At 66.1% G+C, this 22789-nt stretch carries 22 protein-coding genes and 1 pseudogene; 9 read left to right on the forward strand and 14 right to left on the reverse strand.

Annotation, left to right across the window (positions count from 1 at the left end; all coding sequences use genetic code 11):
* The 6 genes and pseudogenes from KSS95_RS08775 to metG form a co-directional block, all read right to left on the reverse strand.
* Positions 1–525, reverse strand: coding sequence for an Rnf-Nqr domain containing protein (locus KSS95_RS08775; RefSeq protein ID WP_217853315.1), 525 nt, complete (start codon positions 523–525; stop codon positions 1–3).
* A complete protein-coding gene (locus KSS95_RS08780) occupies positions 522–1121 on the reverse strand; it encodes an RnfABCDGE type electron transport complex subunit G (protein WP_217853316.1) in 600 nt (199 codons plus the stop codon). Before KSS95_RS08780 ends, KSS95_RS08775 begins: the two co-directional genes overlap by 4 nt.
* The gene (locus KSS95_RS08785) at positions 1118–2089 is read right to left on the reverse strand and encodes an RnfABCDGE type electron transport complex subunit D (RefSeq protein ID WP_217853317.1); all 972 of its coding nucleotides are present in this window, start codon (positions 2087–2089) and stop codon (positions 1118–1120) included. Before KSS95_RS08785 ends, KSS95_RS08780 begins: the two co-directional genes overlap by 4 nt.
* A pseudogene (locus tag KSS95_RS08790) lies at positions 2082–2828 on the reverse strand (RnfABCDGE type electron transport complex subunit B); the annotation flags it as partial. The gene KSS95_RS08785 and the pseudogene KSS95_RS08790, both read right to left, overlap by 8 nt.
* Entirely contained in the window at positions 2825–3352 is a 528-nt protein-coding gene (locus KSS95_RS08795; RefSeq protein WP_217853319.1) for an Rnf-Nqr domain containing protein, read from the reverse strand. The pseudogene KSS95_RS08790 and the gene KSS95_RS08795, both read right to left, overlap by 4 nt.
* A gap of 85 nt (positions 3353–3437) precedes the next feature.
* Positions 3438–5480 carry a methionine--tRNA ligase gene (gene metG, locus KSS95_RS08800; protein WP_217853320.1) on the reverse strand — a complete coding sequence of 681 codons (2043 nt, stop codon included), beginning with the start codon at positions 5478–5480 and terminating at the stop codon, positions 3438–3440.
* Positions 5481–5638: 158 nt separating this feature from the next.
* Here metG and apbC point away from each other — a divergent pair, with 158 nt between their 5' ends.
* Positions 5639–6733: an iron-sulfur cluster carrier protein ApbC gene (gene apbC / locus KSS95_RS08805; protein WP_217853321.1), complete on the forward strand. Its 1095-nt coding sequence runs from the start codon at positions 5639–5641 to the stop codon at positions 6731–6733.
* Positions 6734–6871: 138 nt separating this feature from the next.
* Here apbC and KSS95_RS08810 read toward each other — a convergent pair whose 3' ends face one another.
* Positions 6872–7081, reverse strand: coding sequence for a cold-shock protein (locus KSS95_RS08810; RefSeq protein WP_027594207.1), 210 nt, complete (start codon positions 7079–7081; stop codon positions 6872–6874).
* Positions 7082–7410: 329 nt separating this feature from the next.
* Between KSS95_RS08810 and dcd the strand changes: the two genes are divergently transcribed.
* Positions 7411–7977 carry a dCTP deaminase gene (gene dcd / locus KSS95_RS08815; protein WP_050704036.1) on the forward strand — a complete coding sequence of 189 codons (567 nt, stop codon included), beginning with the start codon at positions 7411–7413 and terminating at the stop codon, positions 7975–7977.
* 98 nt (positions 7978–8075) lie between these two features.
* The gene (locus tag KSS95_RS08820) at positions 8076–8318 is read left to right on the forward strand and encodes a hypothetical protein (protein WP_217853322.1); all 243 of its coding nucleotides are present in this window, start codon (positions 8076–8078) and stop codon (positions 8316–8318) included.
* Positions 8319–8325: 7 nt separating this feature from the next.
* On the opposite strand, the gene KSS95_RS08825 is transcribed toward KSS95_RS08820, so the two are convergent.
* The 6 genes from KSS95_RS08825 to KSS95_RS08850 all read right to left on the reverse strand — a co-directional run bounded on the left by KSS95_RS08825 (position 8326) and on the right by KSS95_RS08850 (position 13899).
* Positions 8326–9441, reverse strand: a complete 1116-nt coding sequence (locus tag KSS95_RS08825) for a succinylglutamate desuccinylase/aspartoacylase family protein (RefSeq protein ID WP_217853323.1) — start codon at positions 9439–9441, stop codon at positions 8326–8328.
* Positions 9442–9626: 185 nt separating this feature from the next.
* Positions 9627–12062, reverse strand: coding sequence for a penicillin acylase family protein (locus tag KSS95_RS08830; RefSeq protein ID WP_217853324.1), 2436 nt, complete (start codon positions 12060–12062; stop codon positions 9627–9629).
* Between the two features lie 171 nt (positions 12063–12233).
* Positions 12234–12437: an SEC-C metal-binding domain-containing protein gene (locus tag KSS95_RS08835; protein WP_217853325.1), complete on the reverse strand. Its 204-nt coding sequence runs from the start codon at positions 12435–12437 to the stop codon at positions 12234–12236.
* A gap of 7 nt (positions 12438–12444) precedes the next feature.
* Complete coding sequence (locus KSS95_RS08840) at positions 12445–12921, reverse strand: LEA/WHy family protein (RefSeq protein ID WP_217853326.1); 477 nt, start codon at positions 12919–12921, stop codon at positions 12445–12447.
* Positions 12922–12923: 2 nt separating this feature from the next.
* Complete coding sequence (locus KSS95_RS08845) at positions 12924–13400, reverse strand: YchJ family protein (RefSeq protein ID WP_217853327.1); 477 nt, start codon at positions 13398–13400, stop codon at positions 12924–12926.
* Between the two features lie 4 nt (positions 13401–13404).
* On the reverse strand, positions 13405–13899 hold the full coding sequence (locus KSS95_RS08850) for a DUF6231 family protein (RefSeq protein WP_217853328.1): 495 nt from the start codon (positions 13897–13899) through the stop codon (positions 13405–13407).
* A gap of 160 nt (positions 13900–14059) precedes the next feature.
* On the opposite strand from KSS95_RS08850, the gene KSS95_RS08855 reads away from it, so the two are divergent.
* The 4 genes from KSS95_RS08855 (at position 14060) to KSS95_RS08870 (ending at position 16687) form a co-directional block, all read left to right on the forward strand.
* Positions 14060–14752 carry a PA1041 family peptidoglycan-binding anchor lipoprotein gene (locus KSS95_RS08855; protein WP_217853329.1) on the forward strand — a complete coding sequence of 231 codons (693 nt, stop codon included), beginning with the start codon at positions 14060–14062 and terminating at the stop codon, positions 14750–14752.
* An 89-nt stretch (positions 14753–14841) separates the two neighbouring features.
* Positions 14842–15561, forward strand: a complete 720-nt coding sequence (locus KSS95_RS08860; protein WP_217853330.1) for a PA1041 family peptidoglycan-binding anchor lipoprotein — start codon at positions 14842–14844, stop codon at positions 15559–15561.
* A gap of 99 nt (positions 15562–15660) precedes the next feature.
* Positions 15661–15936, forward strand: a complete 276-nt coding sequence (locus KSS95_RS08865) for a DUF1145 domain-containing protein (protein ID WP_217853331.1) — start codon at positions 15661–15663, stop codon at positions 15934–15936.
* On the forward strand, positions 15929–16687 hold the full coding sequence (locus KSS95_RS08870; protein ID WP_217853332.1) for a collagen-like protein: 759 nt from the start codon (positions 15929–15931) through the stop codon (positions 16685–16687). Before KSS95_RS08865 ends, KSS95_RS08870 begins: the two co-directional genes overlap by 8 nt.
* A gap of 1014 nt (positions 16688–17701) precedes the next feature.
* Here the strand turns inward: KSS95_RS08870 and KSS95_RS08875 are convergent.
* A complete protein-coding gene (locus KSS95_RS08875; protein ID WP_217853333.1) occupies positions 17702–18166 on the reverse strand; it encodes a CopD family protein in 465 nt (154 codons plus the stop codon).
* Between the two features lie 98 nt (positions 18167–18264).
* On the opposite strand from KSS95_RS08875, the gene dinG reads away from it, so the two are divergent.
* Together dinG and KSS95_RS08885 are read left to right on the forward strand one after the other, a co-directional pair.
* A complete protein-coding gene (dinG, locus tag KSS95_RS08880; protein ID WP_217853334.1) occupies positions 18265–20409 on the forward strand; it encodes an ATP-dependent DNA helicase DinG in 2145 nt (714 codons plus the stop codon).
* Positions 20410–20490: 81 nt separating this feature from the next.
* Positions 20491–22707 (forward strand): beta-galactosidase, encoded by a 2217-nt coding sequence (locus KSS95_RS08885; RefSeq protein WP_217853335.1) that lies wholly within the window; start codon positions 20491–20493, stop codon positions 22705–22707.
* Positions 22708–22789: the final 82 nt, after the last annotated feature.

Below are 22789 nucleotides of genomic sequence, written 5' to 3' on the forward strand. Positions count from 1 at the left end.
TCAACGGGTTCCTTGACGGCGTGAGGGGTGGATCCGTGGGCGCAGGTGATTGTACAAGCCCAGCAGCAGACCGAGGAGTATCAAGGCGCCTGGCGCCAGTTCGGCAACATGCAGGCCAAGCGATTGGGCCAGCAGTTGCCGGCAGGCGCCCAAGGCGATGCAGGCTGCCAGCAGGCCGCCAAGGCCGATGCACAGTGCCCGCCAGCGCTTGCGTTGTGGCAGCAGCGGCTCGATGGCCAGGCAGCTCAGGGCCAGCAGGGCGGGATAGTGGCCCAGTTGCACGGCCAGGGGCAGGGCCCAGGCGCGCAGGCCCAGCAGCAGGCAGGTGGTCAGGGTGCTCACCAGCACGATGTTGGCCCAGGGCAGGGTGGCGCTGTCGAGGTGGCGGCGCAGGGGGGCCATCAGCACCTGATGCAGGCCTGCGAGCACGAGCGCGCACAGGCCGATGGCGGCACCCTGGGCCGCGCTGGCGGTGGCGCCTAGTAGCGGTGCAAGGCCGGCCAGCAAAAACCACGGTGAGTTCATGGCGTCGCCTCGCCAAGCAGTGTCGGGCGCTGCGCGTCGAAATAGCGCAAGGCATCTTGCAGCGCATCGATCACCGCGCGCGAGGTCACCGTGGCGCCCGCCATCTGGTCGAAGGCGCCATGGTCGCGCTTGATCGCCCAGGCTTGGTCGTGGGTCTTGCCGGTGAACTGGTCCAGCCAATGCAGGGTTGGGTCAACCAGTTGGTCGCCCAACCCCGGGCTTTCCTGCTGCTTGAGCACATGCACGCCGACCAGGCGGCCTTGGCTGTCGATGGCGATCGCCAGCTCGACTGGGCCGGCATAGCCCTGGAAGCTGCTGTGCAGCAGGATGGCCACCGGCATGCCGGCCAGGCTGGCACGGTAGGCGGCGAGCAGCCGGCTGTGCGCCAGTGTCGGTTGCGCCAGGGGCAAGGGGTTGGCCAGTGGACGGTTGTCGTAGCTGCCTGCGGGAAGCACTGCCAGCCATTGCCGTTCCTTCCACTGCTGCGTGGCTTCGGCGATCGGGCTGGCGGTCCAGTGTCGCCAGGTGAGCGTGGCAGCCAAGGCCAGTGCGGTTATCAGCACCAGCAGCAGCTGGCTGCGCCAGCGGGCACTCATGCGCGCACCCGCTCGCGGGCTTGTGCCAAGCGGTCCAGGGCAGGCGCGGCCAGGTTCATCAGCAAGATGGCGAACGCCGTGCCGTCGGCAAAGCTGCCCCAGGTGCGAATCAGGTAGATCAGCAGGCCGGCGCCGCAGCCGAACAGCAAGCGGCCAAGCGGGCGCTTGCAACCGGAGACCGGTTCGGTGGCAATGAAGAACGCCGCCAGCATGGTCGAGCCGGAAAACAGGTGTAGCAGGGGGGAACCGTTGGAATCGGACCCGGCGCCGTTCCAGGCCAGCAGGCTGAACAGCAGCAGCCCACCGAGCAGGCCGACCGGCGCGTGCCAGCTGAACACCTTGCGCTGCAGTAGCAACAGGCCGCCGAGCAGGAAGGCGAGGTTGACCCATTCGCCGCCTCTGCCACCCACGTGCCCGAAAGCGGTATGAGAGCTGAACAGTTCGTCGACGGTCAGGCTGCGGTTGTGGCGCAGCACGTCCAGGACCGTCGGGCTGGCCCAGGCGTCGATCTGTTCGCTGGCGGCAAAGCTCAGGTGCAGGCTGTCCAGCAGGCCCGGGGTGTGGCCAGGCCAGTGGTGCATCTGCAGCGGGAAACTGAGCAGAACGAAGGCGTAGCCGACCATCGCCGGGTTGAACGAATTGCGCCCGACACCGCCGTAGGCTTGCTTGCCCAGGCCGATGGCGACGCTCGCGGCAACCACTGGCAACCACCAGGGTGCCTGGGCGGGCAGGGCCGCGGTCAACAGCACGGCGCTGACCCACGCACTGCCATCGCCGAGCGCCACGGCTACCGGCAGCCTGCGCCAGCGCAGCAACAGGGCTTCGGTCGCCAACGCGGCGGCGCCGCACAGCAGCAGGTTGACCAATACCCCCCAGCCATGCAGCCAGAACAGCACCAGCAAGCCCGGTACGCAGGCCAGCAGCACCAGGTTCATGGCGCTGCGCAGGCGCGGGTCAGGTACTGGCATGGGCTTGCAGCGCTTCAAGGTGTTGGCGCGCCTGCTCGGCGGCGGCCTCAAGGGCCTGGAGTTGCGCAAGCTGTTGCGCCTCGGGGGTGGCGCCCAAGGCGCTGCGGGCCTTGCTCAGTTGTGCGCGACTCATGGCCGCGGCAATCTTCGCCTGCTTGAGGGCGGCATCGTTGTCGACAGGCTGTTGCCGCGCCTGGCGTTGCGCCTGGCGCAGGGCTTCCTCCCGGCGCTGGCGCGCCTGGCGTTGTTCGTGGCGCTGGCGCGCGCGGTCACGTCGCTGGTTGCGCGCCAGGCGTTGCTCGGCGCCGTGGGCCAGGTCGCCGACGATGGGAACAGCACTGGCCGGCAGCGGTAACAGGTCGATGCAGTCGACGGGGCAGGGCGACAGGCACAGGTCGCAACCGGTGCACTCGCTGGCGATCACGGTATGCATCAGCTTGGCTGCGCCGACGATGGCGTCCACCGGGCAGGCCTGGATGCACTTGGTGCAGCCAATGCATTCGGCTTCGCGAATGAATGCCACCTGCGAGGGGCCCGGTGGGCGTTGTGGGTCGAGCGCGATTACCGGCACCTGCAGCAGTGTGGCCAGGGCAGCGATGGTCTCGCGGCCGCCGGGCGGGCATTTGTTGATCGCTTCGCCCGCGGCCAGGCCTTCGGCATAGGGCCGGCAGCCGCCGTGGCCACATTTGCCGCATTGGGTTTGCGGCAGCAGGGCATCGATGCGTTGAATCAGACTCATTGTGTGAATAATCCGTTGAACCCGGAAAATGCCATGACCATGACCCCGGCACCGATCAGTTCGATCGGCAGCCCGCGCAGCGCCAGTGGCAGGTCAGGGTGGCGACTGCGTACGCGCAGGTCGGCGAACAGCACCAGGGCCAGCCAGAAGCCCAGTGCCGCGCCAACGCTGTAGCTCAGCGCCTGGCCGATGCTGCTGGCATCACTGGCAAGCTGCAACAGCAAGCCTAGCACCACGGCATTGCCCATCAGCAACGGCCGCAGGCCGTCCACGGGCCAATCGGGCCGCCAGCGGCCGAGCAAAGTAGGCAGTACCCAGGCCAAGGCGCCCAGCAAGGGTAGGAGCAAGAGCAATTGCAGGTCGCGCCATGCCGCCGGCAGCAGCAGCCCGATGGGCAGCGCCAGCAGCATCAGCCCGGCGCATAGCCCCAGCAGGTGCACGCGGGCACGTCCGACGGGTTCGCCCAGCAGGGCCAGGTGATTGACCAGCGCGGCGCTGACCAGTACCAGAACGTAGTCGCTCATGGAAATGCCGAAATCTGCGGGAAAACCTGATTATCCGGCAGCGCGCGGCCGATGCAAATGCCCCGGCCAGTGGCCGGGGCAAAGCTTACTTGATGCGTTGGCCTGGCTTGGCGCCGCTGTCGGGGCTGAGCAGGTAGATCTCCTCCCCGCCAGGGCCGGCGGCCATGACCATGCCCTCGGAGATACCGAAGCGCATCTTGCGGGGCTTGAGGTTGGCCACCATCATGGTCAGCCGGCCTTCCAGCAGGGACGGATCCGGGTAGGCCGACTTGATGCCCGAGAACACATTGCGGCGCTCGTCGCCGATGTCCAGGGTCAGTTGCAGCAGCTTGTCGGCACCGGGTACGGCCTCGGCCTTGACGATCAGGGCCACGCGCAGGTCTACCGCAGCGAAGGTGTCGAATTCGATCTCGGCCGACAGCGGATCCTTGGCCAGCTCGCCGTTACCTGCCGGGGCGGCCTTGGCGTCGGCGGCCAGCAGGTCTTCCTTGCTGGCGGCGACCATGGCTTCGACCTTGGCCGGCTCGATGCGGCTCATCAGCGCCTTGAACGGGTTGAGCTTGTGGTTTTCCAGGCGCGACTGCAGGTCGTTCCAGGTCAGCGGCGCGACATTGAGGAAGGCCTCGGCGTCGGCGGCCAGCAGCGGCAGCACCGGTTTGAGGAAGATCACCAGCTGGCGGAACAGGTTGACGCCCTGGGCGCAGATGGCCTGAACTTCGTCCTGTTTGCCTTCCTGCTTGGCCAGCGACCACGGCGCCTTGTCGGCGATCCAGGCGTTGGCGCGGTCGGCCAGGGCCATGATTTCGCGCATGGCGCGGCCGAAATCGCGGCCTTCGTAGGCCTCGGCAATCGACGGCGCGGCGGCGAGGAAGGCTTCGCTCAGCTCTGGCGCGGCATCGCCCGCAACCATCAGGCCGTCATTGCCCTTGTGGATGAAGCCGGCGCAGCGGCTGGCGATGTTGACCACCTTGCCGACCAGGTCGGAGTTGACCTTCTGCACGAAGTCCTCGAGGTTCAGATCGAGGTCGTCGACGCCGCGGCCGAGCTTGGCGGCATAGTAGTAGCGCAGGTATTCCGGTTGCAGGTGGTCGAGGTAGGTGCGCGCCTTGATGAAGGTACCGCGCGACTTGGACATCTTCGCGCCGTTGACGGTCAGGTAGCCGTGCACGTTGACCGCGGTCGGCTTGCGCAAACCCGCGCCTTCGAGCATGGCAGGCCAGAACAGGGCGTGGAAGTTGACGATGTCCTTGCCGATGAAATGGTACAGCTCGGCCTGCGAGCCTTCGTTCCAGAATGCGTCGAAGTCCAGCTCCGGGCGGCGTGCGCAGAGGTTCTTGAAGCTGGCCATGTAGCCGATTGGCGCGTCCAGCCACACATAGAAGTACTTGCCCGGCTCGCCGGGGATCTCGAAGCCGAAGTACGGCGCGTCACGGGAGATGTCCCATTCCTGAAGGCCGGCGTCCAGCCACTCGGCAAGCTTGTTGGCCACGGCGTCCTGCAGGGTGCCGCTGCGGGTCCACTGCTGCAACATGGCCTGGAAGTCCGGCAGCTTGAAGAAGAAGTGCTGCGAGTCGCGCAGCACCGGGGTGGCACCGGAGATCGCCGACTTGGGGTTCTTCAGCTCGGTCGGGGCGTAGGTGGCCCCGCATTTTTCGCAGTTGTCGCCATACTGGTCCTCGGCCGCGCACTTGGGGCAGGTGCCCTTGATGAAGCGGTCGGCGAGGAACATGCCCTTTTCAGGGTCGAAGTATTGGGTGACGGAGCGGGTGGCGATGTGGCCGGCATCACGCAGGCGGCCGTAGATCATGCTCGACAGTTCGCGGTTTTCCTCGCTGTGCGTGGAATGGAAGTTGTCGAAGTCGACCAGGAAGTCGGCGAAGTCGCCGGCATGCTCGGCCTGGACGTTGGCGATCAGTTGCTCGGGGGTGATGCCTTCCTTCTCGGCGCGCAGCATGATGGCCGAGCCGTGGGCGTCGTCGGCGCACACGTAGATGCACTGGTTGCCGCGCAGTTTCTGGAAGCGCACCCACATGTCCGTCTGGATGTACTCGAGCATATGGCCAAGGTGGATGGATCCATTGGCATAGGGCAGGGCGCTGGTGACGAGAATCTGACGTGGCTCGGACATGGTGGCTCGGCTACTTATCTGGCGACGGGGTAAAAATAAGGATGATCGGCCACTATAAAGGGCTGGCGAATTTATTTCACCCCGCGTGCGCATCTGCTGACGATTGACGGGTTAGCATAGGCGCCTGTTTCGTATTCCGTTTGCCAATGGGAGCCTCCATGAGTGCCGTCACCCGTGCCGCCGTCGAAGGCGTGCTTCGCCAGTACACCGACCCCTACCTGAACCAGGACCCGGTCAGCGCCGGGTGCGTGCGCGCCATCGAAATCCACGGCGGGCAGGTCAAGGTGCAGTTGCAACTGGGTTATGCCGCCGGCCTGTTCAAGGGCGGCTGGGCCCAGGTGCTGCAGACCGCCATCGAGAACCTGGAGGGGGTCGCCTCGGCCCAGGTGAGCATCGACTGCGTGGTCGCTACCCACAAAGCCCAGGCCCAGGTGCCGGCCATGGCCAACGTGAAGAACGTCATCGCCGTGGCGTCGGGCAAGGGCGGGGTGGGCAAGTCGACCACCGCGGCCAACCTGGCCCTGGCCCTGGCCCGTGAGGGTGCCCGGGTCGGTATTCTCGACGCCGACATCTATGGCCCGAGCCAGGGCGTGATGTTCGGTATCGCCGAAGGCACCCGCCCGCAGATCCGCGAGCAGAAGTGGTTCGTACCGATCAAGGCCCACGGCGTCGAGGTGATGTCCATGGCCTTCCTCACCGACGACAACACGCCGATGGTCTGGCGCGGCCCGATGGTGTCCGGCGCCTTGTTGCAACTGGTGACCCAGACCGCCTGGGACGACCTCGACTACCTGGTGATCGACATGCCGCCAGGCACTGGCGACATCCAGCTGACCCTGGCGCAAAAAGTGCCGGTGGCAGGTTCGGTGATCGTGACCACGCCTCAGGACCTGGCGCTGCTGGATGCGAAAAAAGGCGTGGAAATGTTCCGCAAGGTCAATATCCCGGTGCTGGGCGTGGTGGAGAACATGGCCGTGCACATCTGCTCGAACTGCGGTCATGCCGAGCACCTGTTCGGCGCCGGCGGCGGCGAGAAGCTGGCGGCGCAGTACGGCGTCGAGCTGCTGGCTTCGCTGCCGCTGTCGATGCTGATCCGCGAGCAGGCCGACAGCGGCAAGCCGACGGCGATTGCAGAGCCTGAGAGCCAGATTGCCATGGTCTACCAGGAGTTGGCCCGTCAGGTGGGTGCACGGATTGTGCTGCAGGAAGCGGCTGCACCGGCGATGCCTAGCATCACCATCAGCGAAGACTGATCCCTGTGGGAGCGGCCTTGTGACGCGACCCTTTCGCGACACAAGGCCGCTCCCACAGGACCGCGCATGTGTTTCGGTCAGGCATAAAAAAACCCGCCAGAAGGCGGGTTTTTTTGAAAGCTAAAAAGCGAGATCGACTTAGGCGATCTGAACTTCTTCAGCCTGCATGCCTTTCTGGCCGCGGGTAGCGACGAAAGTAACAGCCTGGCCTTCTTTCAGGGTTTTGAAGCCGTCAGCTTGGATGGCTTTGAAGTGCACGAACAGGTCGTCGCCCGACTGAGGGGTGATGAAGCCATAGCCCTTCTCATCGTTGAACCACTTAACAACACCGTTTTGACGGTTGGACATTTTTCTGTCTCCTTGGACAAAGTTGATAACGGTCAGGAAACACCCTGACCGGGACTGAGCGCAAAGAGAGCAGAAAATTCAGCGATGGGCCGATCAGGATCGTGCATCAAACTAGAGATTCTCGGTGTCACGTGCAGCACAGTGGCGCCACCTTAACCCACTTTCCACAACCTGCCAATGGCCAAGAAGCGCTTTGATGAAATTCGGATCGGCGGCCTGTGCAGCCCCCGTCCGGCGCGGGATCGGGCAAGGAAACTTTAACCTGGGCGTCGGGACCGGTAAGATGCGCATCTGTTTTTTTACCCCGCACTCTTTCAGGACACCCCGCCATGAGCATCAAATCGGACAAGTGGATTCGCCGCATGGCGCAGGAACACGGCATGATCGAACCCTTCGTCGAGCGCCAGGTGCGTGGCGAGCAGGACAGCCGAGTCATTTCCTTCGGCGTCTCCAGCTATGGCTACGACGTGCGCTGCGCCGATGAATTCAAGGTGTTCACCAACATCAATTCGGCCACCGTCGATCCGAAGAACTTCGACGCTGGCAGCTTCGTCGACATCAAGAGCGACGTCTGCATCATCCCGCCGAACTCCTTCGCCCTGGCCCGCACCGTCGAGTACTTCCGCATCCCGCGTGACGTGCTGACCATCTGCCTGGGCAAGAGCACCTATGCCCGTTGCGGCATCATCGTCAACGTCACCCCGCTGGAGCCCGAGTGGGAAGGCCACGTGACCCTGGAGTTCTCCAACACCACCACGCTGCCGGCGAAGATCTATGCCAACGAAGGCGTGGCGCAGATGCTGTTCCTGCAGTCCGACGAAGCATGCGAAGTTTCGTACAAGGACCGTGGCGGCAAGTACCAGGGCCAGCGCGGCGTTACCCTGCCGCGCACCTGAGCCGACCAAACGCGGGGAATTGTTTCCCCGCCCGGTACTCCAACGAGTGAACAGCCCCGCCGCGCACGACGCGCGCCGGGCCTCGTCAGGAGACGCCGATGAAACTCGACCCCGCAATCAGCGCCAAATTGGCCGTCCTGCAGCCGAACCAGATCGGCTTGCTGGCTTGGTCGCTGTTGGCGCACCCCGCTGTGCATGCGTCGATCCCGTTGCACGCTGGCGGCGTGCCACACCAGCCCGATCCCGACACGCCGCAGCCGCCGGAACCCGGCGAGCACCCGCCCATGGAGCCTGGCGAGCCGACCCTGCCCGACGAACCGCCACCGGCCCCAGTGGCCTGAGCGCGTATCAATTGCCCAGCAGGTAGCCGCTGCGGCAGACCTGTTCGCCCGCCACGTGGGCGACGACCATGCCCGCGGTGGCCATGCGTCGCACGCTGCGCGCATACATTAGCCCCGCCTGGGTGTTGCGCAGTGGCGTGACCCGGTCGCTGAGCGGGTCGATGACTTCGGCGATCAGCTGGCCTGCCTCCAGGTACTGCCCTGGCTTGGCGTGAAATACCAGCAGGCCGCCCAATGGTGCGGTTACCGGTTCTACCGCCGCCAGGGGCGTGGCCGGTTGGCGCAGGGCCGGCAGTGCGGCGGACTGGCCCGCGATGACGCCGCTGTGGGTGAGGAAGTCGAGGATCGCCTGGCAGTCCTGGGTCGCCAAGGCATGGCTGACATCCGCCTGGCCACGCAGCTCGATGGTCACCGAGAAGCTGCCCTGGGGAATCGGGAAGCGTTTGCCGAAGCGTTGCTGCAGTTGCCACCAGACCAGGCTGAAACATTCGTCGAACGACTGTCCGCCGGAGTCGGTGGCCAGCAGGCTGGCCTGGACGCCCAGGTAGCGGGCCAGCGGCTCGACCTGCGGCCAGGCTTCGGGCGTGGTGTAGAGGTGCTCGACCGCTTCGAAGTCGCAGTGCAGGTCGAGCACCATGTCGGCATCGCAGGCCAGGCGTTGCAAGGTCAGGCGCAGTGACTGCAAGGGCGTGCGCGGCGGGTGGGCATCCAGGCCGCGGCGCAGGTACTCGCGAATCAGCGCCAGGTTGTGCGCCGGGTCCTGGCTCAGATGGGCCTCGACCTGGTCGCCGATGCTGTCCGACAGGTCGACGAAATGGCGGTTGAAGTTCTCGCCGCTCTGCAGCTCGAAGCGGCCCAGCGGCGCATCCAGCAGCACCTGCTCCAGGCCCACGGGGTTGGCCACCGGCACCAGGATGACCTCGCGCTGCAGGCGCCCTTGCTGCTCAAGTTCGCCCAGGCGCTGCTTGAGGTGCCAGGCCACCAGCATGCCCGGCAGCTCGTCGGCGTGCAGCGAAGCCTGGATGTACACCTTGGCGCCGCCGCGCGGGCCGAAGTGGAAACTGTGCAACTGGCGGGCGATGCCCGGGACGGGGGACAGCAGGTCATGGGTCGAATGGTGCATGGTGGTCCTGGTCGGAGCGTCTGCGGTAAGGGCTGGGATCAAGGATAGAAGCACAAGTTGCGCCGGGGCGCATCCTTTGCGCGGCACTCGGTCGCAGCGAGCCGGCAGTGTTGGCAGTAGGCGCCGGCTGCAGCGAGCGACATGAAAAAGCCGCCCATCGAGGCGGCTTTTTCGTGTCCATTGGCTTAGCGGCCCGGCGTCAGCGTCAAGCGCTGGTTGCCATAGGCCCTGGCGAAGTTCTGCGGCTGCAGCGGCAGGCTCATGAAGCGCCCCTTGAACCAGGCATCCAGCCCATCGCTGTAGTGACGGCTGGCGGGGTTGCCGGATTGGCCGCTGCTGGTCAGCACTTGCAGCGGCTCGGCCTGGCCGAAGTCGACGATCATGCGCGCCGAGGCTGGCAGTTGCGTGTCGAAGTGGCTGCCCCAGGCGTAGGGGGTCAGGGCCAGGGTGCTGAAGTCGCCACCGGCGGCCAGCGGCGCGCGGTTCAGGTTGTCGCCCAGGCCCTGGTAGTTTGGTGCCGGCCAACGGTACTGGTGCAGCTTGCCCCATTGCCAGGCGCGGCGGTCGGCGCCCAGTTGCGCGGTGCCGGTGTCGATCGCGGCGGCCAGGCTGCGGGCCAGGATGGCTGGTTTGTCTTCCTTTTGCGCGGTGCCACGGTCATCCCAGAACGGGCTGTCCTCGCGCCCCAGCAAGTGGTCGGCCTGGGCCGAGTAGGACAGCTGCGCGTTGCCGACGAACGCTTGCCAGGCCGGACTGGACTCCGGGCCCAGTTCGTCGAGGAAGGTCTGCCGGGTCACCTCGTTGAGGAACAATTCATACAGCGCGGCATCGGCCGACACCGGGCTCAACCGGCCATCGAAGGCCTTGAGCCGGGCGAGGGCGTCGCGGGCCTTGTCGCGCTGGGCGGCGGGCAGGGCATCGATGGCCTGCTTGAGCGGCTGGGCCATGCCGGGGGCGTCGAACATCTGCTTGAGCTTGGCGGCCAGCGGCGTTACCTGGTCGTTCTGCAGCGCCATCAGGCTGCGGCTGTCGTGGCGGCCGTTACCGGCCAGCTGGGCCAGGCGTTCGGCGCGCTCGGGGTAGTACCAGCTGCTCGACAACTGCATGCCATAGCCCTTGGGCAGGCTGCGCTGGTTGGCGTGGCCGATGAAGCCGGCCGGTGGGTCCTGGTCGTAGGGGTGGAGCATGGCGTCGGCGAAACCGTCCCAGTCGTAACGCCCGTCCCAGCCCGGCGAGGGCAGCAGGCCCTGGCCTTCGCGGCGGTTGGGGTAGCGGCCGCTGACCTGCCAGCCGATATGCCCCGGCTCGGCGAAGACGAAGTTGAGCGCCGCGGCGCCGACCTCGCGGGTGCTGTCGAAGGCTTTCTCGAGGTTGCTGGCGCGGGTCAGGTCGAACAGCGCATCGAGGCTGCGGTCGTCCTTGAGCTGCGGCAGGTGCAGCGCCAGTGCCAGGCTGCCATGGCCCGGCAGCAGGGTGCCGTGGCGGGTGTCGTAGAGCACCTCGCGCTGCGGGCGCTGGCCGCGGACGAAGAAGGTTTCGTTGCGCGCGCGGGCCGGCTGCCACTTGCCGTCGACCAGGTAGCTGAGCTGGTTGCCCTGGCGGCGCACTTGCTCGAGGAACAGGTCCTGGTTGTCGGCCATTACCGCGCTGGCGCTCCAGGCCAGCTTGCCGTTGTAGCCGGCCAGCACGATCGGCAAGCCGGGCAGCGACAGGCCGGCGACCTGGTACTTGCCAGTGTGGATCTGCACCGGGCTCAGGGCCCAGGTGGCGCGGCTGTCGCTGGCCAGCAGGCTCTTGCCGCTGCGGCTGCGCTGGGGGGCCAGGGCCAGGTTGGACGAGCCCGGGGCACCGAGCAGGCCGAGGTCGGCCAGACGCTGGCCGCTGGCCGCCAGGGCAGCAAGGCCCGGTAGCTGGCTGGCCAGGTTCAGGCCCTTGAGTTTGTCCACCTCGGCCTCGGCCAGGGGTTCGTCGGGGGCGCCGGGCAGCAGCCAGGCCAGCTTGTCGGCGCCGACCTTCTGCGCCAGGGTCAGGGCCGCCAGCTCTTCTTGCAGGTTCACCGATTGGCTGAAGGCATACAGGCTGAAGATCAACGCCGAATCCTCGGGCTTCCAGTATTCCGGGCGGTAGCCGCTGCGGGCCAGCTCCGCCGGCAGCTTGTCGCGGTAGCGGAACAGGTAGGCGTTGACCCCGCGGGCATACACCTCGAAGAAGCGCTTGAGCCGCGGCGAGGCGTCGGCATAGAGCTGCCCGGCGTTCTGCTTGAGGTTGGCCGCGCGCATCAGGCGGTCGATCTCCAGCGCCTCGCTGCCGGCCAGTTCTGCCAGGCGGCCCTGGGCCAGCAGGCGCATGGCGACCATCTGCCCGATGCGGTCGCCGGCATGCACGTAGCCCAGGCTGAACAGTGCGTCATGGAAGTTGCTGCTTTCGATCAGCGCCGCGCCCATGGCGTTGCGCCGCACCGAGACGTTCTGTGCCAGGCCCTTGAGCGGCTGCACGCCGGTGCTCGGTGGCACGCTGTCCTGCTGCCCGCCCAGTTGGCAGCCGGCGAGCGCGAGCATGCCGAGCAACACGGCGGTGTTGCCGAAGTGGGGGCGCGAAGGTGGAAGGACGGGGGCGGCCATGACTAGGCTCCTGCAGGGCGTGGCGGGGTTGTGAAAGGCGCTAAGGTAGTGAGCGCGCAGTCGCCGTGCAAGGTACCGGGGAGCTTTATTTACCAGCGGTCGTGGCGGGGCGGGTCGAGCGTGGGGCAGGCCCGCTCCCGCGGCGTTTGCCGGGGAGCGGTGGTGCGTCGGTCAGGCGCCGTGGCACTTCTTGAATTTCTTCTGGCTGCCGCATGGGCAAGGGTCGTTGCGGCCGACGTCCTTCAGGGCGTTGCGCACCGGCTCCTGGTGGCCGTGGTTGCAGTGCGGGCCGTGCACATGGCCGTGATCATGAGCATGCTGGTGGTCGTGATCGTGGTTGCAGTCGGGGCCATGGACATGGGGTTGCTGGGTCATTGCGCTGTTACTCCGGTTGAAGATCGCCGGGGATTATCTCACCCCTTTGCGTCATGTGCAGGTCCCGATGCACGATCAGCCCGGTGGCCAGCTCGCCGCGCAGTTGGTACTGCACCGGTTGCCCGCCCTTGAGCAGCTTGGCCAGCGGCTTGAGGTGCTGCCAGAGGTTGGTGTACGCAGTGATCTTGAAGGTGCGCCTTGCATGGCCGCCGACACTGCGCCAGAGGCTGGCCTGGTCCTCGGCCAGTAACAGGTCGCCGAGCTTGACCGAATAGGCCAGGTTGCGGATGAACAGGCGGCCGTCATTGGGATTGTCGACCTGCAAGTGCAGGACGAAGGCTTGCTGGTGCAGGCGCAGCTTGACCGGCTCGACCTGCAACAGGTGCACCTGCGGCTCGCGCCAGGCAGCGCCGCCCCAGCTGGCGCAGCCCGCCAGCCAGGCCAGGAGCAGGCCGAGGGTGAGCAGGCGGGCCAGGGCGCGCATGGTCAGCTACCGAGGTAACTGGCGCAGCATTTCTTGAACTTCTGCCCGCTGGCGCAGGGGCAGGGGTCGTTGCGCCCGGCCTTCAAGGGCACTGTCGGGTCGATGAAGTACCAGCGCCCGGCATGCTGGACGAAGGCCGAACGCTCGCGGTGCTGGTGATCGCCCTGCTGGTCGTGCCAGCGCGCGGTGAAGGTGACGAAGGCATGTTCGGGCTGGCCGCCGAGCACCTCGGCGCTTTCCACCTCCAGCCCCAGCCAGGTGCTCTGGGCGCTCCAGACGGCAATGCCGGCGCGGTCCAGGTCGGCCTGCTGGGCCGGCAGGGTGGTGGCCACCAGGTAGTCCACCAACCCCAGCACGTAGGCGCTGTAGCGCGAGCGCATCAGGGCCTGGGCGTCCGGCGCCGGGGTGCCACCGTGATAATGCCCGCAGCAGGCGTCGAGCAAGTTGCCACTGCCGCAAGGGCAGACCGAGACACTCATTGAATCACCACCAGTACTTGCCAAAATTTTCCGGGTTGGCCCAGAACCTGGCGTTGAGCCAGTCCGGGACCTGTTTGTAGTCATGCAGATCATAGGTGAACAAGCTCAACACCTGCTCGTCGCGCTGGAATTTTTCGTTGGCCGAGAGGGCCAGGGCAAAGAAGTCCGTGGCCTGCCAGCCGCAGGCGGCGAGGTCGGCGAGCACCGCGACCCGGCTGGCATTGAGGTTGCGGATGCCGCCCAGCAGCTCCAGGCCGGTGCGCTTGGGCAGATGCTCCAGGCAGTCGACCAGCAGCGCCAGGTCGAAACGCTGGCCGGCCAGCGCCGCAGGCAAGGGCCCGGGCGCGGCCAGTTCGATGTGGCTGTGTGGATGGGCCGCGGCGAAGGCGTCGAGCGCCGGGAAGCGCGTACCCACCAGCAGCAGGCGGCGCGGCGCGAAGCGCTCGAGCAGGGCGGCCAGGGCCTGCTGGGGTGTGCGTTGGGCGAAAGCGTCGGTCATTGCCAATCCTCGTTCAGGTCGCTCAAGACTAACGGTCCTCGCCGTGTGGGCAAAGAGGCGGCATGCCGCGTCGTGGCTTATTGCTGGCAGAGCGGGAATTGGCGGTCTTTACTCCCAGAGCATCGGTTTTGCACCGATTCCCCCTAGGAGAAGCAACAAGATGAGCATAGTACGCACAGCGGTACCCCTGGTTCTGCTCACCAGTGTGTTGACTGGTTGTGCAGGTTTGCAGAAAACCGACTGGCCGAAGTGTGCTGCCGTCGGGGGTGTGGGCGGCGCGGCCCTGGGCGCGATCGAGAGTTCCAGCTGGGCCGGCTGGGGCGCCCTGCTCGGTGGCGGCCTGGCGGCTGGCTACTGCTGGGCCCATGGCGATGGCGACGAAGACGGCGATGGCGTGCCGGACAGCCGCGACAAGTGCCCGGGCACGCCGCGCGGGGTGCAGGTCGACGCCAACGGTTGCCCGCCTGCGCCTGCGCCGGTGGTCGAGGAAGTCGTGGTGCAGAAGGAAGAAGTCATCGTCATTCGCGATGTGCGCTTCGAGTTCGACTCGGCGCGCCTGACCGCCACCGACAAGGAGCGCCTCAACACCGTCGCCACGCGCCTCAAGCAGGAAGCCCCCGGCGCCCGCCTGAGCGTCAGTGGCCATACCGACAGCGTCGGCTCCGATAGCTACAACCAGAAGCTCTCCGAGCGTCGCGCCCAGTCGGTGACCAGCTACCTGGTGGAAAGCGGTGTGCCGCGTGCCAGCTTCGTTTCGGTGGTGGGTGCCGGCGAGACCCAGCCGGTGGCCGACAACGCCACGGCCGATGGCCGCGCGATGAACCGCCGCACCGAGATCAAGATCCAGCGTTGATGGCGTAGCGCCTGTACCTTGAGAAGTGGCGCGGGCGCGTCTTTACTCCTGTGTGACCGGTAGCGGCCGGTGACACAGGAGCATTCACCATGCGTGTTTTGTCGAAGGCGGCACTGCCGCTGGTAGTGGCCACCAGCCTGCTGGCAGGTTGCGCCACCCACAGCGACGGCAGTGCGCCCCTCAATCAAAGGACCTGGCCCATCTGCAGCCTGCTGGGCGGGCTGGTCGGTGGTGGCCTGGGCGCCATCGAGAGTTCCAGTTGGGCGGCCGGCGCCGGTGTTGCCGGGGCCATTGCCGGTGGTTTGATCTGTTATGCCCAGGACGGCGACGAGGATGGTGATGGGGTCTTCGACCGCCGCGACCGCTGCCCGGACACACCGGCGGGGACGCAGGTCGATCACATGGGCTGCCCGTTGCCGCAGTACCCTGCATCGGCGCCGGCCCCGACGCCTGTGGCGACACCTGAAGTGATCACCCTGGACGATCAGGGCCAGGTGCTGTTCGCCTTCGATTCCGCCGAGCTCACCGGTGGCGCCCAGCAGCGGCTGCACAGCCTGTTGCCCAAGCTCAACGATCCCAGCGTGACCCGTGTCAAGGTGGTCGGGCACACCGACAGCGTAGGCTCGGACAGCTACAACCAGAAACTGTCCGAGCGGCGTGCCAGCAGTGTGGCCGAATACCTGATCAGCCAGGGCCTGGCGCCGACCAAGGTGACCAGCCAGGGACGTGGCGAGGCGGAGCCGGTGGCCGACAACGACACCGACGAAGGCCGCGGGCACAACCGACGGGTGGAATTGCACCTGAACTGACCCCTCTGGCGCGCGCCCCAGCTGTAGGGTTACTGTTGTCGGCACGGCCCGCTCGAACGGGCCGCGCCGACATAACAACAATTCTTTGGGGGCGGGGCTATGAAGTTCATCCTGGGCCTGGGCAAGGCCCTGACGGTGGTGTTCTGGTGGGTGGTGCTGGTCAATCTGTTCATGCCGCAGCCCTTGCCGTTCAACCTGCTGATCAACGCCGCGGGCGTTTTCCTGCTCGGCTTGCATGCGCTCGAGGTGCTGTTTTTCAATGGCAGCCTGCGTGGGCGCAGCCATCGCTGGTTCGATCGGTTGCAGATCTTGCTGACCGGCATTTTCCACGTCATGTCCATCCCACGGCCGCAGGAGGCGCCGAGCCATGCGTAAATTGATGTTGTTGGCCGCATTGGCCACCCCGCTGGCCCAGGCCGAGAGCCTTGAAGTTGCCGCCCATTCGATGCTGCGCCTGCCCAACAAGTCGGCCAGCGTGCACCTGGAGCAGTTGCGGGTGGCCGATTCGGCGACCTTGCTGTTGCCGGCCAGCCTGACTGAATTGAAGATCGACCGGCTCGAACTGGGGCGTGATGCGCGCATTGCCATTGCCCCGGCCGAGCATGAGCTGAATATCGTGGCGGCGCATGCGGCGTTGGCCGAGGGCAGCGAGTTCAGCGCGCCGGGAGCGCCGGGCAGCTACGAGCGCGCGGCGCGGCCGGGGCGCAATCTGGATCTGCGCCTGGAGGCGCTGGAGGCTGAGCGGGTGGCCATCGATGCCCGGGGCGGGGCGGGAGCGCCTGGGTATTTCGGGCTCGATGGCGCCAATGGCACGCCGGGTGGTTGTACCTGGGGTCAGGCTAGCCGGGGGGCCAATGGTGATGATGGGGGCAATGGCCATGATGGCGCTGCGGGTGGGCGGATTCGCTTGAGCGTGCCTGAGGGGTTCGCCCGGGAGCGGATCGTGGTACGGCTTGATGGCGGTGCGCCGGGTAAGCCGGGGGCTGCGGGCAAGGCGGGGCGGGGTGGGGCCAGCAAGGGGTGTCTGGTCTATAGCACCGATGCGGGGGCCAATGGGCGGCCTGGGCAGGCCGGGCAGCCTGGGTTGGCTGGGGCTTCCGGGGAGTTGATTCTGCAGCGGCTTTGAGTGGGTTTGAATAGGGTTGTTTGGTTGTTTGGTTGTTTGGTTGTTTGGTTGTTTGGTTGTTTGGTTGTTGGTTGTTGGTTGTTGGTTGGTTTTGGTAGTTGTATACGCATTCATTTGTGATGGCGACGCATAGTCACCTTTCCGCCCTTACGGCGGGTAACTTTTTGAAGGATCAAAAAGTCACCAAAAAATCCTCGCTCCATTCATCCGGCCCCTCCGCTCCGCTCCGGGGTTCCCTCACTCCGGCCTTGCTCCCGGGAGGACCGCGCTGTAGGGCCCATCCTGGGCCCCAGCGCTTGACGGGCATCCATGCCCGTCACCTCCCTACGCAAGGCCTGCGTTCGGCCTCCTGAAGTCGCGAAGTTACGGGCGGCGCCTGCACTGACGCAGCTAATCGCTAGTTGAATTAGTGGGAACTCTGGATCGCATCGCGGGGCAAGCCCGCTTCCACACCAATTCGATAAAGTGACCTAGCGAGGAAGTGGGCCTGCACCACGAAAAAACAACACATGTCCAACTAACAAACCAATATCTCTGCTCTTGATCTGCTCTTGATCTGCTCTTGATCTGCTCTTGATCTGCTCTTGATCTGCTCTTGATCTGCTCTTGATCTGCTCTTGATTTTGCTTCTAAGCGCGCAATGGTCCAGGCGCCGCCAATTGCGACTTCAGGAGGCCGAGTGGAGTTCTTGCGTAGTGGGGCGACGGCCATGGATGGCCGTCGAGCGCTGCGCCCCAGGATGGGGCGTACAGCGCGGTCCCCACGGGAGCAAGAACGGAGCGAGGGAACCCCGGAGCGTAGCGTAGGGGCCGGATGAATGGAGCGAGCGGTTTTTGCCTACTTTTGCCCGCGTGCAAAAGTAGGTCGCCGTAAGGGCGAAAAGGTGACTAAATGTCGACATCATCTATGAATGAGCATACAAAAATCAAAACCATCGCTGCCGAACCCGAACCCGAACCCGAACCCGAACCCGAACCCGAACCCGAACCCGAACCCGAACCCGAACCCGCCCTCTCAAACCCAAACCCGAGAACTGGCCACCCCCACCACCAACACCCCAATCAACAAATTAACCCCCACCAACCGCCGAATCCGCCCCAGCACCCCAGCGCCGGCAGCCCAATCCTCGGCCTGCACCGCCGCCCGCAGCTCGGGCAACAACAACCCCTGAACCCGCATGAACAACGCAAACATGACGATCCCCCCGCCAATCATCACCTGCACGTAGCGAGGCGCGGTCTCGAACCCGGCAAAGCGCAGGTGGATCATGCCGACCCCACTGACAGCCAGCACCGCCACCGCCAGCCAGACCCATCTGAAGAACCGCTGGAAAACCTCCACCCACAAGCGCAGTCGCGCCGGCCCTTCGAGGGCGGCAACCGTGGCCGGGCGCAGCACCAGCCAGGCGAAGAACATCCCACCGACCCACACCAGGGCGGCCAGGACATGCAAGGTGTAGGGCAGGGCAAAGGCAAGCATCCGGATCTCCATGGGGCACAAAGGGCAATAGCGGGGTATGATAGCCGGCCCATGCGAAACACTGAAAATATATCCAGCCCTCCGGGCGCCCGCAGACCATGATCAGCAACGAACTCAAAGCCACCATCCAGGGCGCCTATTCGCGTTTCCTCGAAGCCAAAAGCCTCAAGCCACGCTATGGCCAGCGCCTGATGATCGCCGAAGTGGCCAAGGTGCTCGGCGACATCGCCTGCGACGACGAAGGCCGCCGTGCGGGCGAGCCCGCCGTGGTGGCGGTCGAGGCCGGCACCGGTACCGGCAAGACCGTCGCCTACAGCCTCGCCGCGATCCCCGCCGCCAAGGCCGCCGGCAAGCGCCTGGTGATCGCCACCGCCACCGTCGCGCTGCAGGAGCAGATCGTCTTCAAGGACCTGCCCGACCTGATGCGCAACAGCGGGCTGAACTTCAGCTTCGCCCTGGCCAAGGGGCGTGGCCGCTACCTGTGCCTTTCCAAGCTCGACATCCTGCTGCAGGAAGGCCACGCCCAGTCGGCCACCGCGCAGCTGTTCGAGGAAGAAGGCTTCCATATCGAAGTCGACGAGCGCAGCCAGAAGCTGTTCAACAGCATGATCGAGAAGCTCGCCGGCAACCGCTGGGACGGCGACCGCGACAGCTGGTCGGAGGCCATCGAGGACCAGGACTGGGCGCGCCTGACCACCGACCACAGCCAGTGCACCGGCCGTCATTGCCCGAACTTCCAGCAGTGCGTGTTCTACAAGGCCCGTGAAGGCATGGGCAAGGTCGACGTGATCGTCACCAACCACGACATGGTCCTGGCCGACCTGGCGCTGGGCGGCGGCGCGGTGCTGCCCGACCCGCGCGAAACCATGTACGTGTTCGACGAAGGCCACCACCTGCCGGACAAAGCCATTGGCCACTTCGCCCATTACTCGCGCCTGCGCTCCACCGCCGACTGGCTGGAGCAGACCGCCAAGAACCTGACCAAGCTGCTGGCCCAGCACCCGCTGCCGGGCGACCTGGGCAAGTACATCGAGCAGGTGCCGGAGCTGGCCCGCGAGGTGCGTACCCAGCAGCAGTTCATGTTCACCCTGTGCGAGCAGGTCGCCGACTTCCGCGTCGGCGAGGACATGGAAGGCCGCGACCGCCCGCGCTACCGTTTCGAAGGCGGCGTGGTGCCCGAGCAGATCCGCGAAGTCGGCATCGAACTCAAGAAGGGCTTCGCCCGCCTCAACGACCTGTTTACCCGCCTGGCCGACCTGCTCAAGGAAGGCATGGACGGCGAGAACAACATCGGTATCGCCAGCCACCAGGCCGAGGAGTGGTACCCGCTGTTCGGCAGCCTGGTGACCCGTGCCCAGGGCAACTGGGAGCTGTGGACCGCCTTCACCGCCGAAGACCCCGAGGACAACCCGCCCATGGCGCGCTGGCTGACCCTGGCCGAGAGCGGCGCGCTGTTCGACATCGAGGTCAACGCCAGCCCCATCCTGGCCGCCGAGATGCTGCGCAAGAGCCTGTGGAACGTCGCCCATGGTGCCTTGGTGACCTCGGCGACCTTGACCGCGCTGGGCAAGTTCGACCGCTTCCGCATGCGCTCGGGGCTGCCCCGCGATGCCGTGCAGTGCGTGGTCCCCAGCCCGTTCGTGCACGGCGACGCCGGCCTGCTGCGGGTGCCCGACCTGGGCGCCGACCCGCGTGATGCCGCCGCCCACACCGCGGCGATCATCCGCGCGCTGCCAGCCATCGTCGAGGACGCCCGTGGCGCATTGGTGCTGTTCTCTTCGCGCAAGCAGATGCAAGACGTATTCGACGGCCTGGACCGCGACTGGCGCAAGCTGGTGCTGATCCAGGGCAACCTGTCCAAGCAGGAGACCCTCAACAAGCACAAGGCGCGGGTCGATGATGGCCAGCACAGCGTGCTGTTCGGCCTGGCCAGCTTCGCCGAAGGCGTCGACTTGCCGGGCGCCTACTGCGAGCACGTGGTGATCGCCAAGATCCCCTTCGCCGTGCCGGACGACCCGGTCGAGGCGGCCCTGGCCGAGTGGATCGAGGCCCGCGGCGGCAATCCGTTCATGGAAATCGCCGTGCCCGACGCCTCGCTGCGCCTGATCCAGGCCTGCGGTCGGCTGTTGCGTACCGAACAGGACCGCGGGGTGATCACCTTGCTCGACCGCCGCCTGGTCACCCAACGCTACGGCAAGGCTATCCTCAATGCACTGCCGCCCTTCCGACGGGAAATCGGCTGACCGCCAGAGCAAGACGCGCCATCCGTTGTCCATTACTCGATCTGGAGCCCGTGACGGGCTCTGAAGGAGAGCCACCGCCCTATGATCCGCCGTACCCTGCCTGTGATGTTCTCCCTGTTGTTCAGCGCGCCCTTGCTCGCCGGGCAACAGACGCTGTTCAGTTTCGTGCGCCCGGCCTCGGTGGTGAACGTGCTCACCCAGGACGCCACGCTGCCGCAGTACAACGCGGAACAGACAGCCGAAGGCGAGGTATTGCGACGGGTGGTGTTCAACCCGGTGGCGCAGCCGACCTTGCGCCTGGCCCCGCAGAGCGGAGCCTGGGACTGGTCGGCCGGGCAGGCCCTGACCCTGCGCCTGCAAAGCGGCATGGATTGGGCCCTGACCGTCAACGTGACGATACAGAGCAGTGACGGGCGTACCCTCACCAGCCGGATCGACCTGCCGGCCGGCCCGGCGCAGACGGTGATGATCCCGCTCAAGGCCCGCTCGCCGCTGAGCCAGGGCATGCGTGCCGGGCCGCCGATGCCCTGGGTTTTCGAAGGCCAACGCCTGCTGTTGGCCAGCAGTGAAGGGGCGGCGGACCTGGCGCAGGTCACGTCGCTCAGCCTGAGCATCCCGGGGCCGAAGGTGGCACAGAGCCTGCTGATCGAGAAAGTCGGCGTGCAGGATGACGACCTGGCCTTCAAGGCCGCCTATGCCGAGCTGATCGATGGCTACGGCCAGTCAACCCGTGGCCGCTGGCCGGAAAAGATCGTCAACGACGAGCAGCTCAAGGCTGCCGACACCCGCGAGCAGGCACAGCTCAAGGCCTGGCTGGCCGAGCGCGACACGCTCAAGCTGGATGCCTACGGCGGCGTGCTGGCCGGCCCGGTGTTCGAGGCCAAGGGCTTCTTCCGCAGCGAGAAGCACGAGGGCCGCTGGTACCTGGTGACCCCGGACGGGCACCCGTTCTATTCGCTGGGCGTCAACGCCGTGGCCGCCGACGGCGGGCGCACCTATGTCGCCGGGCGCGAGGGCATGTTCAAGGCCCTGCCGGGTGAAGGCGACGCGCTGGCGGCGTTTTATGGCCAGGGCAACAATGACGATGGCAATGCTTCGTCCCAGGGCCGTGGTTTCAAGCAGGGGCGCTGGTTCGACTTCTATGCCGGCAATCTCCAGCGCACCTACGGCAAACCCTGTGCGCAAGGTGACCAGGCCGCGGTGTGCCCACCCTTGGTGGTGGATGCGTCCCGCTGGCAGGCCCATACCCTCGATCGCCTGCAAGCCTGGGGCTTCAATACCCTGGGCAACTGGAGCGACCCGGCGCTGGGCCAGGCCAAGCGCATGCCCTACACCTTGGCGCTGTCGATCGTCGGCGATTACGCCAGCATCAGCACCGGCATGGATTGGTGGGGCCGCATGCCCGACCCGTTCGACCCGCGTTTCGCCATGGCCACCGAGCGCGCCGTGGCCATCGCCGCCCGCGATCACCGCGACGACCCCTGGCTGATGGGCTACTTTGCCGACAACGAACTGGCCTGGGCCGCGCCGGGCGACGACCCCAAGGCCCGCTATGGCCTGGCCTACGGCACCTTGCGCCTGACCACCGATGTGCCGGCCAAGCGCGCCTTCCTCAAGCAGTTGCGTGACAAGTATCGCAACCAGGCCGGCTTGTCCAAGGCCTGGGGAATCGAATTGACCGCCTGGGAACTGATGGAAGACCCAGGTTTCGAGGCGCCCCTGCCCAACCCCGAGCACCCGGAAATCGAGCGTGACTACCAGTATTTCCAGCAGGTGTTCGCCGAAACCTACTTCAAGACCATTTCCGATGCGCTGAAGTGGCATGCGCCCAATCACTTGTTGCTGGGTGGCCGTTACGCGGTGAGCACGCCCGAGGCGGTCAAGGCCTGCGCCGAGTTCTGCGACGTGCTGAGTTTCAACTTCTATACCCTCAAGCCCGAGGACGGCTACGATTTCGCCCGCCTGGCCGAGCTGGACAAGCCGGTGCTGGTGTCCGAGTTCCAGTTCGGCTCCCGCGACCGTGGCCCGTTCTGGCCTGGCCCGTTGGAAGTGGCCCGCGAGGAAGACCGCGGCCCGGCGTATGGCAATTTCCTCAAGGCCGCAGTGGCCCAGCCGATGATCGTCGGCGCGCACTGGTTCCAGTACCTGGATCAACCCGCCAGCGGGCGCCTGCTCGATGGCGAGAATGGGCACCTGGGGCTGGTGGCGATCACCGATGTGCCCTATGCGGGCTTCATCGAAGCGGTGCGTCGCAGCAACCGACAAGCGCTCGCTGCGTTCAGCAGGCCCGCACCCTAGCGGCGCTTGGGCCCATTCGCCAGCAAGGCTGGCTCCTACAACAGCGAGATCCGCACGAAACCTGTAGGCGCCAGCCCAGCCT

The sequence above is a fragment of the Pseudomonas muyukensis genome (genome assembly GCF_019139535.1).
GTDB lineage: Bacteria > Pseudomonadota > Gammaproteobacteria > Pseudomonadales > Pseudomonadaceae > Aquipseudomonas > Aquipseudomonas muyukensis.